The organism is Streptomyces blastmyceticus (genome assembly GCF_039521185.1).
In the GTDB taxonomy this organism is placed as follows: Bacteria; Actinomycetota; Actinomycetes; order Streptomycetales; family Streptomycetaceae; genus Streptomyces; species Streptomyces blastmyceticus.
The window spans coordinates 242,596-256,768 of sequence record NZ_BAAABW010000013.1 but is presented as its reverse complement, the minus strand read 5'-3'; the positions used below and the strand labels follow the sequence as shown (position 1 = coordinate 256,768).

The 14,173-nt window shown below is 67.8% G+C and carries 10 protein-coding genes and 3 pseudogenes; 9 read left to right on the top strand and 4 right to left on the bottom strand.

Going from position 1 to position 14,173, the window contains the following annotated elements:
• Positions 1-45: 45 nt before the first annotated feature.
• Together ABD269_RS35325 and ABD269_RS11335 are read right to left on the bottom strand one after the other, a co-directional pair.
• Positions 46-504: pseudogene (locus ABD269_RS35325) on the bottom strand (winged helix-turn-helix domain-containing protein); the annotation flags it as partial.
• 158 nt (positions 505-662) lie between these two features.
• The gene (locus ABD269_RS11335) at positions 663-1,184 is read right to left on the bottom strand and encodes an Imm63 family immunity protein (RefSeq protein WP_344117669.1); all 522 of its coding nucleotides are present in this window, start codon (positions 1,182-1,184) and stop codon (positions 663-665) included.
• A gap of 184 nt (positions 1,185-1,368) precedes the next feature.
• Between ABD269_RS11335 and ABD269_RS11330 the strand changes: the two genes are divergently transcribed.
• The gene (locus ABD269_RS11330; protein WP_344117668.1) at positions 1,369-2,484 is read left to right on the top strand and encodes a serine/threonine protein kinase; all 1,116 of its coding nucleotides are present in this window, start codon (positions 1,369-1,371) and stop codon (positions 2,482-2,484) included.
• Between the two features lie 9 nt (positions 2,485-2,493).
• Here ABD269_RS11330 and ABD269_RS11325 read toward each other — a convergent pair whose 3' ends face one another.
• Positions 2,494-2,772 carry a hypothetical protein gene (locus ABD269_RS11325; RefSeq protein ID WP_344117667.1) on the bottom strand — a complete coding sequence of 93 codons (279 nt, stop codon included), beginning with the start codon at positions 2,770-2,772 and terminating at the stop codon, positions 2,494-2,496.
• A 258-nt stretch (positions 2,773-3,030) separates the two neighbouring features.
• On the opposite strand from ABD269_RS11325, the pseudogene ABD269_RS11320 reads away from it, so the two are divergent.
• The 6 genes and pseudogenes from ABD269_RS11320 to ABD269_RS11295 form a co-directional block, all read left to right on the top strand.
• A pseudogene (locus tag ABD269_RS11320) lies at positions 3,031-3,489 on the top strand (TetR-like C-terminal domain-containing protein); the annotation flags it as partial.
• Positions 3,490-3,656: 167 nt separating this feature from the next.
• Positions 3,657-5,192: an AMP-binding protein gene (locus ABD269_RS11315; protein WP_344117666.1), complete on the top strand. Its 1,536-nt coding sequence runs from the start codon at positions 3,657-3,659 to the stop codon at positions 5,190-5,192.
• 285 nt (positions 5,193-5,477) lie between these two features.
• On the top strand, positions 5,478-6,434 hold the full coding sequence (locus ABD269_RS11310) for a GlxA family transcriptional regulator (RefSeq protein WP_344117665.1): 957 nt from the start codon (positions 5,478-5,480) through the stop codon (positions 6,432-6,434).
• 107 nt (positions 6,435-6,541) lie between these two features.
• Complete coding sequence (gene gap / locus ABD269_RS11305; RefSeq protein WP_344117664.1) at positions 6,542-7,540, top strand: type I glyceraldehyde-3-phosphate dehydrogenase; 999 nt, start codon at positions 6,542-6,544, stop codon at positions 7,538-7,540.
• Positions 7,541-7,552: 12 nt separating this feature from the next.
• Entirely contained in the window at positions 7,553-7,957 is a 405-nt protein-coding gene (locus ABD269_RS11300; protein WP_344117897.1) for a hypothetical protein, read from the top strand.
• Positions 7,926-8,102: pseudogene (locus tag ABD269_RS11295) on the top strand (serine hydrolase domain-containing protein); the annotation flags it as partial. The gene ABD269_RS11300 and the pseudogene ABD269_RS11295, both read left to right, overlap by 32 nt.
• A 57-nt stretch (positions 8,103-8,159) precedes the next feature.
• Here the strand turns inward: ABD269_RS11295 and ABD269_RS11290 are convergent.
• A complete protein-coding gene (locus tag ABD269_RS11290) occupies positions 8,160-8,510 on the bottom strand; it encodes a hypothetical protein (RefSeq protein WP_344117896.1) in 351 nt (116 codons plus the stop codon).
• Positions 8,511-9,635: 1,125 nt separating this feature from the next.
• Between ABD269_RS11290 and ABD269_RS11285 the strand changes: the two genes are divergently transcribed.
• On the top strand, positions 9,636-12,440 hold the full coding sequence (locus ABD269_RS11285) for a ribosome-inactivating family protein (protein ID WP_344117663.1): 2,805 nt from the start codon (positions 9,636-9,638) through the stop codon (positions 12,438-12,440).
• 1,130 nt (positions 12,441-13,570) lie between these two features.
• On the top strand, positions 13,571-14,146 hold the full coding sequence (locus tag ABD269_RS11280; RefSeq protein ID WP_344117662.1) for a TerD family protein: 576 nt from the start codon (positions 13,571-13,573) through the stop codon (positions 14,144-14,146).
• Positions 14,147-14,173 lie beyond the last annotated feature (27 nt).

The following is a 14,173-nucleotide window of genomic DNA, read 5'->3' as shown; positions in this document are numbered from 1 at the left end:
GAGATCCGCCTGACCGCCTCCTTGCCCCTGTTCATTCAACGTGCAATCTTTTACCTCCGCCCAGGCCGCCTCCTTCCACGCGGTCACGGCCCGCTCGTCTCGCTCAGCGGCTCACCGCATGGGATCTGCGGGCTGAAGCCGAGCCGATGCGTCAGGCGGGTGGCGCCCGAGACGCTGTAGAACACGTAGAACTTCCGGCCGATCAGTGTGACCACCCGCGCACCCGTCCACACCTGGCCCTCGTCCCGGCCCTGGGCATCAGGCCCCTGGTCGAGGTAGGCGGCCGGCTTGCAACGCTGACCGCTCGCGCCTCGTGAGGCCAGGGCCGCCCCCGCCCTCCGTCCACGCCTGGTGCCACTGGTAGGCCGACTTCGAGCTCACCCGCAGCCTGCGGGCGACCTCCGGCGACCCCAGCCCATCGGCGAACCCCGGCGGCCTCCAGCCGCACCGCCTCGCGCGCTGACGCGCCCTCGCCGTCAGCCCACCCCCATCCGCGTTGCGCATACCGACGGCATAGCGTGCAGATGACCGTCAATCAGCTGCACGAACAAGCCAATCGCCTCGAAGCGCCGAAGTGAGTAAGGAAGCTGTCATGCGGGGCAGGGCGGCGTGTTTTCCCAGTTCAGCAGTGATGAGCTGTCCGGCGCGCGCCGCCGAGGGCTTCAGTACGGTTCGCGGAGCTTGGTACGCAGTTTGCGCCAGTACCGGGCGAGCAAGGATTCTTCGGCGTCACGGCCCTTGGCGGCATAAGTGAGGGGGTGGGCGTCCACGTCCTCCAGCCGGACTCCCGGGCATTGCGCGGGGATACATGCCCGGAACTCCTCGGCCCACCGAGCGTCGATGAGGCGGAGGAGTTCGACCTGCTTGGCGTTCCAGCCGATCCGCGTGTCCCGGTCGGCGGGCCACCTGTCCCGCTGGTCCAGCTCCCAACGCATGGCCAGGGAGCTGGTGGCGTAGAGGGCGATCCAGTGCAGGGCCTCGTCGAGGTCCTCGGTGGTGGTGCGTTGCTGGGATTCCACACCGCGCTCCATGACGACCATGTGGATGATCCCTTCATGAACCTCGATGTAGGGGTGGGAGGCACCCCGGATGCTGAACCCGACCAGGTCATAGACGCGCCCGTCGTAGAGCTTGGCGGACATGGCGTGCACGGCGGCTTGCACATCTCCGACTATTATCGTCATGGCGACGATTATTGCATCGAGCCGATCCGCAAAGGGAGCCGGCCCACCACGCCCGCTGGCGATGGGCGCTTCTCGCCGCGCTCGGTCCTCTCGTGCTGCGGCCGGGCAGACGCCAGACTGGCCTTGCGCTGCTTGCCCTCTTCGGGCAGCGGGGCGCGCCGGGCGAAAACCAGGGGGAGGTTCGGTGAAGGTCGGCTCCTGGAACGAGTGGGATCCGCTGAAGCACGTCATCGTCGGCCGGGCTGACGGCACCATGGTGCAGGCTCCCGAGCCGGCGGTCGTCCGGGACTGGCCGGAGCACGGTTTTCCGCGCGGTACGTACGGGCCGTTGCCCGAGGAGATGACGGCTGCCGCGAACGAGCAGCTGGACAACTTCACCCGCGTCCTCGAAGAGCGCGGGATCCGCGTCGACCGGCCCCGGCCGCTGGACTTCAGCCGACCGGTCGCCACCCCTGAGTGGTCGCAGCGGAGCATGTTCGGTGCCATGCCGGTGCGGGACGTCCTGGTGGTGATCGGGAACGAGCTGCTAGAGGCGACCATGTCGTTTCGCAGTCGCTGGTTCGAGTACCTGGCTCACCGACCGTTGATCGAGTCCTACTTCCGCACCGACCCCGGCATGCGCTGGGAGGCAGCCCCCAAGCCCCGGTTGACCGAGGCGTCGTACCGGCCAGGCTTCTGGGAGGAGTACGACGCCCTGCCACATGAGGCGCAGATTGCCCGGGTCAGGGCCGGTGAACTGGTGCTGACCGAGGCCGAGCCGCTCTTCGATGCCGCCGATATCGCCCGCTGCGGCAAGGACTTGTTCGTCCAGCGGTCCCTCGCCACGAACGCGGCCGGGATCCGCTGGCTGCGACAACATCTGCCGGAACACCGTGTGCATGGAGTGACGTTCGGCAACGCGCACCCCATGCACATCGACGCCACCTGGGTGCCGCTCCGCCCGGGACTGGTTCTGCACTGCGCCGAGCGGCCCGCCGAGGAGGAGCTGCTGCAGCATCTCAAAGTGAACGACTGGCAGGTCATCCACGCAGCTGTACCCGGTCGGGAGGCACCACCTCCGCTGTCCGCATGCAGCCGTTGGCTGTCGATGAACGTGCTGGTGCTGGACCCCGGAACCGTCTGCGTGGAAGCGAGCGAGACCGCACAGATGGAACAGCTCGACCGGCTGGGCTTCGAGGTCGTCCCGGTGCCGTTCTGGGACGTGGCCCCCTTCGGGGGTGGACTGCACTGCGCCACACTCGACGTCCATCGCGAAGGCGTACTGGAGGACTACTTCCCCCGGCGGTCCGGCAGGTTCTGAGGCCGAGGGTCAGTGGCCATGGTGCACGTCCTCGGTGATGCAGGTGGTGTCACTGAACACGGCGACGTTCGGGTTACCGCAGTTGTTGCTGTGACCGGTCGCGTTCCAGGCGGCGACATTGGACAGCAGCCCACCGTCCACCCGCTCGCTGCCCGACCGGTCATGGCCAGCGTGGTCGTGCCCGGCCCGACAGGCCGACTTCACTCCCACGCTGCCGATGGGGGCTCCACACTGATTGGCATGCCCCGTGCTGGTGCTGCTGCCCACCACCGACAGGACACCGCCCACGATGTCCTCACCGCCTGCGTCCTTGCCCCCGTGCGCAGAGGCTGCGCTTACGCCTCCGCACACGGTCATTGCCGAAAGTGCCAGTACGGCCAGGATCCTGCCACCACGAGCCACGGGTAACCGCCCCTTTCCCCGAGCATCCCTGAGTCAAGCAGACCGCCCTGCGCGATCCGCTTGCACTAACCTCCGAAGATCCGAAAAGACACGCCTCCGCGCGCTCCCCCTCCGTCGGCAGCGACGATCACCCACACGATCCCCGTCCAGACCGCGAGCTTGTACGCGCACATCAAGAACCTCCAAGACCTCAAGACCCGGATCGCCCTGTTCTCTCTGGAGGAACTCGCCGACATGGCCGCCGGCGCCCTCGCCGGGCGGGCCGGCAGGGACGCTCTGACCGCCTTCGCCGACGTCTGCCGCGACTATGCCCGGCAGCACCCCGGCCGTTACGCCGCCACCCAGCTCCGGCTCGATCGGGAGACGGCAGCCGACAGTGCCGCCTTGAGGCACTCCCTGATGCTGCGGGCGATCCTGCGCGGCTATGACCTGAGCGAGCCCGACCAGACGCACGCTGTCCGCCTGTTGGGCAGCGTCATCCATGGCCACATCGGTCTGGAGATGGCCGGCAGCTTCAGTCACAGCTCCCCCGCGGCCCAGGACACCTGGATCTGGACCCTCGACCGTCTCGATGCCCTGCTGCGGAACCAGCCCGCACCCTGACCCGGTCCCGCACCGTGGAACATGAAACCGGTGCGGCACCGGAAGCCCGCCACCACGCGCCATGCAGGCCAGGGAAGCTCCACATACCGAAGCCCGGCCACCCCGTTCTCTGCCGCACGCGCGTGAGTGCACCAGAACGGACCAATACGCATGCAAAGGAATCCGTCATGTCCGTTGCCGCCCTGCCCTTCCGTTCATTCGTGGACGACATCCTGGATTCACTTGGGGCCACACCCGCACGAGAGGCACTGGTCCACCAGGGGCGGCGGATCGACGCCGGCGAATTCCGCGACCTGGTCCACCAGTTGGCGCACGCACTGCGCGCCCAGGGTCTGCAGCGCGGGCAGACCGTCACGCTGCTCAGCGGCAATCTCCCCGAGACTCTGGCCGCCCGCTATGCCGCCAACCTGCTCGGCTGCCAGGTCACCCACCTCTACAACAAGCTCTCCACCGACACCCAGGCCGCCATCGTCCGCGATGTGGAGACCCAGGCGCTGATCGTGGACCCCGCGTACGCCACGCGGGCCGCCGAGGTCACAGCCTTGGCCCCGGTCCCGCACGTCCTGACCCTCGGCGTCAGCAAACTCGGCACCGACCTGCTGGAGCTGGCCGCGGCCATGTCCGCCGAGCCGATATCGAGCCTGGCCCGCCCCGGGGACATCTGTTCCATCCGCCACACCGGCGGCACCACCGGCCACCCCAAGGGCATCTGCACCAGCTTCGAGAGAGCCGGCAGGATGCGTCCCAAGCCCAGTGAAGAAAACGCCGACCGACCCCGGCAGTTGGTGTCAACCACCCTCGCGCACGCCGCCGGACTCATCGCCGACCACATGCTTGCCGAGGGCGGCACCGTGGTACTGCAGGACGACTTCGACCCCGATCAGGCGCTCGCCGCGATCGAACACGAGCGCATCACCCACCTCTACCTGCTGCCGCCACTGCTGTACCGGCTCATGGACCACCCGGACGCGGACCGCACCGACACCTCCAGCCTGCGCCAGGTGATCTACGGCGGCTGCCAGGCGTCCCCGGCCCGCATCACCGACGCGATACACCGCTTCGGCCCCGTCCTCCTGCAGGGCTACGGGCAGACCGAGTCCGGCAGCATCAGCGTCCTCGGGCCCGAGGACCACGACCTGGCCCACCCCGGGCGACTGCGCTCCGCGGGCAAAGTACTGAAGGGAGTCGAGATGGCCATCCGCGACGCCCACGGCAACGACCTGCCCCACGGCGAACGCGGCGAGATCTGCGTCCGCTCCGCCATGATCATGCAGGGCTACTGGAAGCAGCCCGAGCTGACCGCCGAGGTACTGCGGGACGGCTGGCTGCACACCGGCGACATCGGATTCCTCGACACCGAGGGCTACCCGACCATCGTCGACCGGATCAAGGACATGATCGTCGTGGTCGGCGGCCATGTCTACACCACCGAACTGGAGGATCTCCTCAACTCCCACCCCCAGGTGCTCCACAGCGCCGTCTTCGGCGTGCGCGATAACGACCACACGGAACAGGTGCACGCGGCCCTGGTACGGGCCCCAGGAGCCGGGGTGGACGCAGCCGAGCTGCGGGCCATGGTCCGCGAACAGCGCGGCGCGATGTACGAACCGACGCACATCACCTTCGTCGATCAGCTGCCACTGAAAGATGCAGGCAAGCCGGACAAGAAGCTCCTGAGGTCGCGCGCCGCGCAGGCAAAATGAAGTCAGTCACAGGCGGAACCGCTGACAGAGCGACCGGGCTGGCTGCCAAGCCACTTCTCCCGATCAGTTCGCGGACCGTGGTGACCGTCCTCGACGGCCAAGTCAGTGTCCAGAGTCACCACCATCCGACGGCGTGGGCCCCGGCTATCGGGGTCGCCAGCGGGCGACGCTGCGATGGCGGCGGGACAGGCGGTGGAGTGCAATGTGAAGACAGCCTGGCCGGTGTGTCGTCTGCCCGGTCCGCGCGGTGGGCGTATCGAAGTCAGGCCCACGTAACCTCTTCCTGTGCCAGCCTCCCGCCTGCATCGCGTCGCCGTCCTTGTGCTCGAGGGTGCGAAGCCGCTCGATGTCGGAATTCCCGCGCAGGTATTCACGACCCGCGCGAGCATGCCGTACGAGGTGCGGGTGTGCGGGGCGACACCCGGCCTCGTGACCGGTGGCGACGGTCTCGCGTACTACGTCGCCCATGGCCTCGACGCGCTTGCGTGGGCCGACATCGTCTTCGTCCCCGGCTACCGGTTCCCGGACCGCGACGACCCGCCGCAGGCCGTCATCGACGCACTGATCGCCGCCCACGACCGGGGTGCGCGGCTCGCCGCCATCTCGACGGGCGCCTTCGCGCTCGCCGCCACGGGCCTGCTCGACGGCAGGCGCGCCACGACGCACTGGCACTACACGCGGGCACTTGTGGCCAGGCATCCGCTCGTCCAGGTCGACGAGAACGTGCTGTTCGTCGACGAGGGCAGCGTGCTCACCTCGGCCGGCGCCGCCTCCGGCATCGACCTGTGCCTGCACATCCTGCGCGGCGACCTCGGAGTGGCCGCGTCCAACCACGCGGCCCGGCGTCTGGTTGCAGCCCCCTATCGCAGCGGCGGCCAGGCCCAGTACGTGCCGCGCAGCGTCCCCGAGCCGCTCGGCGAACGGTTCGCCGCCACCCGCGAGTGGGCGCTGCACCGGCTCGGCGAGCCCCTCACCCTCGACATACTGGCGCGGCAGGCCGAGGTCTCGCCGCGCACGTTCTCCCGGCGCTTCGTCGAGGAGACCGGCTACACGCCGATGCAGTGGGTGATGCGCGCCCGGATCGACCTGGCCCGCGAACTGCTCGAGCGCTCGCAGCGCAGCGTCGAACAGATCGCCGCCGATGTCGGGCTCGGCACCGGCGCGAACCTGCGCCTGCACTTCCAGCGCATCCTCGGCACCACACCGAGCGAGTACCGGCGAACCTTCACGCGGGGCGAGTAACCCGCCCGGCACCGCGTGGCGGGATCCTTTTGAACCATGGCGATCCCGCCACTGTCAGCAGCGCGAGCCGCGGGCGACCCTGGTGGCGAAAGGAAGGGATATCACTCATGACTCGCATCGCCATCAACGGATTCGGCCGCATCGGACGCAATGTGCTGCGCGCACTGCTGGAGCGCGACAGCGCCCTCGAGATCGTCGCCGTCAACGACCTGACGGAGCCCGCCACTCTCGCCCGGCTGCTCGCCTACGACAGCACGGCCGGCCGACTCGGGCGCCCGGTGACCGTCGACGGGGACGCCCTCCTCGTCGACGGCCGTCGGATCACGGTGCTGGCCGAGCGCGAACCGGCGCAGCTGCCGTGGGCCGAACTCGGCGTCGACATCGTCCTGGAAGCCACCGGCCGCTTCACCTCGGCCAAGGCCGCCCGCGCCCACCTCGACGCGGGCGCGAAGAAGGTACTCGTCAGCGCCCCGTCGGACGGCGCCGACGTCACGCTCGCGTTCGGGGTCAACACCGACGCCTACGACCCGGCCGTGCACACGATCGTCTCGAGCGCCTCCTGTACCACCAACGCGCTCGCGCCGCTGGCCGCGGTTCTCGACGAACTCGCCGGTATCGAGCACGGATTCATGACGACGGTGCACGCCTACACGCAGGAGCAGAACCTGCAGGACGGTCCGCACCGCGACGCCCGCCGCGCCCGGGCCGCCGGCGTCAACATCGTGCCGACCACGACCGGCGCCGCCAAGGCGATCGGCTTGGTGTTGCCGAACCTCGCCGGCAAGCTGTCGGGCGACTCGATCCGCGTACCGGTGCCGGTGGGCTCGATCGTCGAACTCAACACGACCGTCGCCCGCGACGTGACGCGCGACGACGTGCTGGCGGCGTACCGCACCGCAGCGGAGGGGCCGCTCGCCGGCATCCTCGAGTACTCGGACGACCCGCTCGTGTCGTCCGACATCACGGGCAATCCCGCCTCGTCGATCTTTGACTCGGCCCTCACCCGCGTCGACGGCCGCCACGTCAAGGTGGTCGCGTGGTACGACAACGAGTGGGGCTTCTCGAACCGCGTGATCGACACGCTCGAGTTCCTCGCCACCCGCTGACCGGACGCCGGGGTGGTACCTCGCCTCCGGCGAGGGCGAGGACTGCCGCAGGTCGGCCGGGCGGGATACATCCAGCACCACCGCTGGGCGTACAGGTCCGCGGACTGCGAGGCCTATTTCCTGCAGACCGACACCATGGCCGGGCGCTATGAGGGCGGCCGCGAGCTGGACTACGTGGTGGCGTCCGTCCATATCCCGAACCTCCCGGTACGGCGGCTCGACGGCGCTTCCGCGGACCACTGGGCCCTCGCCGTCGGCGACATGCGCGCGGGCGGCGAGCCGCAGCCCCTGTTCACCAGCCCCCGCCACATCGAGAACATGCAGAGCGGCGGGACGCTGGAGGCCGAGGGCAAGCTCTCCCTCGACGACACCCGTCGGCAAGTGGCTGCCAGGCGCCGTCAATGCCAACGGCTATGACGGCAACAAGATCACCATCCGCGAACTGCTCAACCAGACTTCCGGACTGCCCGACTACGTGAGCAACCCGACATTTCTCGCCTCCCACTCCTCGAACAGAGAGCCCAACCGGGCCTGGCCGCCGCAAACCCTGGTCGACGAACGCCTCCGTGAGATCGTCACCAGGGTGAACACGCCTGAGCCGGGTCGAACAACGGGGCATTCACGTCCGCGGCAGACAGGCGTCCTGGGACTGTGGATCCCAGATGACCAGGCGGAATTCCCCAGCGAGCTCCTTGATCGTCTTGAGCGCCACGTCACTCCGCGACGAGAAGCTCAGATTCATGATCACATGGTCGATGCCGACCGCCAATGGAGTCGACATCCACGGCGACTCCGCGGCATAGGGCGGGCGGTCCGGGAACCGCGAGCGCAGCCGCTCGTAGAACCCGACCACCCGCTCATCCAGCTCACCCTCGTCATGGTTGTCGGACGTGCACCGCTCGAACATCGCGCGCGCTGTCGCAGCGTCAGCCGACTCGTCCATCGCAAGAACCACCAGATCGAAACTCACGGGATCATTTTCCACCCGGCCATTTGGAAACGACTCACCGGGCGGACCTGGCCTGATGCGGCATGCTAGTTCACGCCCGTGGCGAGCTCGACGAACAGGCGCTTCACTGTCGGCGAGGTGAGCACGCGCTCCAGTTCCGCTCGGGCAATTCTCTTGCGGAACTCTCCTTCATAGGAGGCCGCACCACGAGGCATCTCCGCCGGTGGCGTCGCAGGCGTTGGGGAGGGTGGTGAGGGGTGGCCGGTTTCCGGCATCGGCCGCCAGCGTACCGGCGGTCCGGCGCCTGCTCCCCCGGAGCCGGTCGGCAGAGCCGTCGAGACGGCCCTCGAATGCGGCGGGCTCGTTCGAACGACCCGACGAGCACACCTTAGCGGGCTCAACGTCCGATGCCGGCGCCCCCGAACGGCGGGTACCAGGGGGCCGGCCGAGAGGCGAACCAGGTCGATCCGGTGCTGCGGAAAACTGGCCGCCCGGCTGGAGGAGGTGGTCGGACTCCCGGAGATCTCTCCCGCTGCCCTGCGGCTACGCCCGCGCCAACTACCCGACGTTCCCGGCCCCGACGGGCAGGCGCGGTGCCGAGCTCCGAGAATGCGATTGAGCACGCGGCGGACTGCGGCGATCCCCATGGGCATCGAGCCGGTACCTGCGTTCCAGCGGGTCCTGCTTGGCTCCCGCCCACCCGTCAGTCAGCATCCATTGAACCATGAACAACCCATATTCTTGCTAACGTTTCACCAAGAGCTGCCAGACATGGTTGCACACCGCGAGGTGTTGAGGTAAAAGCGCCGACCCGTAGGGTCGGCGCTTGTTTGCAGGCACCCCGGATATCCAGGGCCGCCCTGACTCTCTTCGTGCTGCAGCCGCGCGTCTTGCAGTCTCGCTTCCCCGAGACACGTTTCGTCAGTCCACTGGCGCAGCTCACCGTCCCGCCCTGTTCAGGGGCGATGCGGGTGGCGCCAGTGGATCGGCATGCCCAATTTGAGAAGGAAGATGAGACCGGTTTTCAACAGGCCGACGCGAGTGCCGCTCGCGGTCGAGTCCGTCGCAGCCGCCTTTACAGCACGCAGCGCGAGGAAAGCCTCGCGTGATGGCCTGGCCGGGCCCCGACTCCTGAAGGAAGAAGGCGTGTTGGACGCCTCCGCGCGTCGGCGCAGCCGCGCGACGATCCAGGCCGCGCCCGTGCGGGGCCGCCGCGTTGCGGCCACTTCGGTCCTGGCCTTGGCGGCGCTGATTGCACCGCTGGCCGCTGGGCCCGCTCTCGCCGCCGACGGCGGCGCGGCCCGTGCCCGCGCGCTGGCCGGCGTGCGCGGCGTGACAGGGCTTGCTCCTGCCGGGCAGGGGCCGGCCCGTGACATCGACCGTGGTTTCCGCGGCGGGGCCGTCATTGATCTCGACAAGCTGGACACGGAAGGTTTCCAGAAGCTCATCGAGGATCTGCGCTCCTACGTCGCACCCCGCACGGCGAACGGAATCCCGGCCCTTGACGCAGCGCGGGACGGAAAGTATCTGGCGCTGCCGCTCGAGACTGAAGGCAAGGCCGTCACCCTGCTGCTCAATATGGACGATCTGTACCTCGAGGCATGGGAAAGGAAGGCGGACAGCGGAAGGGAGATATTCCCCCTGGAAGCCTTCCACGACAAGTGGGAAGCGTACGCCCAGAATGTAAACAGTGCGCCGCCGAACGAAAAAATAACAGTGACGAAAACCGGACTCCCCGAGAATTACGCCAAGTTGGGAGGGCTCGGCAAGCCGGAGTACGGAAGATACCTGCTGGCTCAGACGATCGAGAACCTCCACGACTTCAAGGTCGGCGCCGGAAAGCCGTTCGTCCAGGCCGACGTAGTGCGTCTGGCGGTCACGGTATCCGAAGCCACACGCTTCAAAGCCGTGGAGAAATCCCTGGCGGACAATTGGGAACAAGGAGCGAAGCTCCCCCAGACGCATCAGGACCTGATCAACGAGTGGAAGAACATCACACGGCAGCTCAACGAACCGGGCGACAAGATCAAGGTCACGCTCAACGGGAAGACCAAGGAAGTTAGCCGGGGCATGGTCCAGAAGTGGATGGGAGTGCAGCACAGCTGCGCCATAGACGCCCCCGGCGTCCGCGCCACCGCAGGAACCGTCGAAGGCCTTGAGATACCTGCTCTCCTCAAGAGGTCCACAGCCAATCCGTGCGGTCCCGCGCCGGATGCGACCGTGGACCGGGAGAAGGCGCGTTCGGAGGCAGTGGCCGCGGGCGAGCGGCTGGAGAAGCGCCTCGGGGAGCGGGTGAAGGAGCTGTGCGCGTCGTCGGGTGAGGCGTCGTGCCTGGGGAAGGTGGACTGGGAGAAGACCCGCAACGAGCTGAGGGCGGACGCCGAGGAACTGGTGGGCAAGAAGCTCCTTGCGGTGGAGAACGTCAAGGACATCACGCTCGGCAAGGACTTCACCGCGGCCCTGGGCGACGCCTCCGGTTTCTATCTGCCGTATGACAAGACCCGAGAGGCGGTCTCCGGGCACGCGGAGGCAGACAGTGCCCACGCCAGCATCAATCCCTCGAAGCTGGCGGACACAGCGGGCAAGGCGATGTGGGTCCAGGGCATTGTCCAGGCTTTCACGGCCGACAGCAGCGACCTGGAGAAGGCCGCGGCGCTCACCGCGATGATGCCCGCGGTGGGCAACCTGATGCAGCTGTCCGCCGACGCGGTCAAGCAGGACTGGACCCATCTCGGCTTCGATGCGGCCTTCGTGCTGCTGGAGGGCGCCGAGTTCCTGGGCCTGGAGGCGGCCGGCCCCGCCGGATGGGCCGTGATGGCGGTCCAGGTCATCGTGGACCAGTTCATCAATTTCGCGAAGAAGGACGCGGAGAAGGCCGCGATGCTGGACACGATGGCTACACGGTGGCACGACGGCGTCATGCATGTCGTCTCGGACACCGGCAGCAAGGGATGGATGGCCAACGGCGGCTCCCGGACGATTGTGCAGATGGGCCTGGCCATGATGCAGACGATCGAGGTCCAGCGTGCCACCGCCAAGGGGCTGGCCCGCGTCATCGACGCCGCCGACGCGTCCGGGACGGTCCCGGAAGGTACAGATCTGGGCGCCAAGACCTGGGCTGCCGAGAAGAAGTTCGCCGACGCCGACGCCAAGACCGACGCCCTTGCCACGAGGTCGGTCGCCGAGATCCGCAAGGCAGTGGCCCGCAGCCTGGCGGACAAGCTGAACAAGCTCTGGGAGGACAAGGCCACCCAGCAGAAGTTCGTGACCCCGTTCGGGGAGCGGTGGGCCGAGCTGAGCTACGACGGCCACATCGACGGCCGCGCCCGCAAGGAGATGGCCTGCCAAAAGGACGACCGCGGGAACGAAGGTCCCTGGTACGACAAGCAGGCGTGCGCGATCTGGAACTTCGCCCCGAAGCCCATCGACACCGCTGAAGTCGAAAAAGCCCTCAAGGGAATGGGCTGGATGGACCCCGGATTCATGCCGTTCGACACCCCTGTCCTCCTGCAGACCAAGGGCCGGTACCTCACTGCCGACGTGGCGAACAAGAAGCTGACCCACACCGACAAGGCCGCCAACGACGGGACACAGGCGTTCGCCTACCACCACGACGGGCGCCTGACCACCGGCGACGGCCAGTGGTGCATGGAATCCGCAGGCCGGACAATCGCCGAGCCCTACGGCGCGTGGGGAGACGTCACCCTGGCCGCCTGCCAGAACAAGGACACACAGAAATGGCAGCTCTCGGACGGCAACCGATTCGCCAACTACGCCAACGGAACGTTCCTCGCAATCGAGTCGGACCTCGACCCGAACGAGGACTGTGACGGCTGGGACCACGTATGCAGCTCCTACCTTCCCAAGGAGCGCGTGGTCACCAACGATGTGGACCCGGGTCGTGTGGGTCGCAGGCCGTACGAAAACTGGACAGTGCTCAAGGCCGGGTAGGTGCTGTAACCACCTTGGCCAGAGCAACAGGCCCCCGCCCGGATCCGTCCGAGTGGGGGCCTGTCTCTGTCGCCCGCCACGCGGTTGGACGTGTTCGGCACGGTCGCCGAGGCATGCGGCAGCGGCATCCGCTCATGTCTGGCTGAGCTCGGCGCCCTGGGTGACGAGGACACGCGCCGGATCGTCGAGGCCGGCGCGACGCCCCCTCGGCACCAACACCCGCTGCCAAGCCGCACAGGTCGCGATGGCCGGATTTGCCGACCGGGGGCCTGCAGACGTTCACGGTCCGGTCCGGACGCGCGTAGTCGATGACGTCCTATGCCGAGATGGTCATGCGCACGAGCGTCGTCTGCGCCGTGGTCGAGGCCCAGGGCGACCGACTGCGCGCCGTCGGCCTGGCCCTGGTGATCGACTCCAATGCCTCTCGAGGGCACGGTGCCGGCGCTGGACGGTCCCGACGGCGCCCGAACAGTCGAGGTCGAGCATGCGGTCGAGGACGGCGAAACCGTCCGATGAAGCGAAAGGCCGGGGGCTACAACACCCGGCCTGTCGGCACAGCCTGAGCGCGTACCTGACCAGTGTCACCACGGCACCGGTGGAGCACTCCGAGGACCCGAACGGCTACGAAGCGGCAGCGCGCCATAGAGCGTGGAACCAGGCGTTGGAGGAACCTCGCCGTCACGGTCGCCCCGGACGCCAAGCAACAGCCGAGACCAAGGTACGGCAAGTGGCAAAAAGCCAGCCGCGAGCACCTCGCCACGCCTCCCGAGCTCGTCCGGCGCCGCGAGCGCAAGCAGACCGGCGCCGGCAACCTGCCGAAGAGCACGCCGCGCCCGTCGCAGGACGCGGTCGAGGCCACCAGGGTGCGCTCCGGCGGCGGCCGGCCCCTGCCGGAGGTGAGCGACGGTCAGTGCTTCGACGCGTGGTCCAGCAACTGACGTCAGCTGTAGGCCCCAGTTTCGCAGTAGGGCGTGATTTGAGGGCAGGGCACTCTTCATGCGCCCCCTCCGCACGCTCCGAGCCGTTGCGCAGTAGTGGTGCGGGGTTCAGCATTTCGGGAGCGGAAGGGGCCGGGGCGAGTGTGATCGGCGCCGACGGAGTTGTCCTGACTACCTGATGCAGGGGGGTTCATGAGCGTTTCTCTGTCGAAGGAGAACGTGTTGCCGAGCGGATCGGCGGCCGGTCTGGCCGCGGTGACGGTCGGTCTTGGATGGGGGGTGGGTGCTACGGCGGAGGCGGACTGTGATCTGGATGTCTCCGCTGTGCTGTGTGACCGGTCCGGCAGGGTGCTCTCCGACCGGCACTTCGTGTTCTACAACAACCTTCGCAGCCCTGAGGGTTCGGTCCAGCACATTGGTGACTGCATCACCGGCAGTGGTGACGGCTGCGACGACGAGCAGATCCTGATCCAGCTTTCTACGCTGCCGGCCGAGGTGGACAGGATCGCGCTTGTGGTGTCCATCTATGAGGCCGATGTGTGCGGGAAGACTTTCGGGCAGGTGTCCGGAGCCTTCGTTCGCGTCATGAATCAGGCGGGTGGCCATGAGATCGCCCGCTGTGATCTCACGCAGGATGTCTCCGCGGAGGCAGCCGTGGTGTTCGGAGAGATCTTCCGGAACGGAACGGAGTGGGAATTCCGCGCTGTCGGGCGAGGGTATTCATCGGGCCTGTCCGGAATCATCAGGGAGTTCGGTGTGTGCGTCTGAGTGATGGGGAGCCTGCCTGTCGGTCGG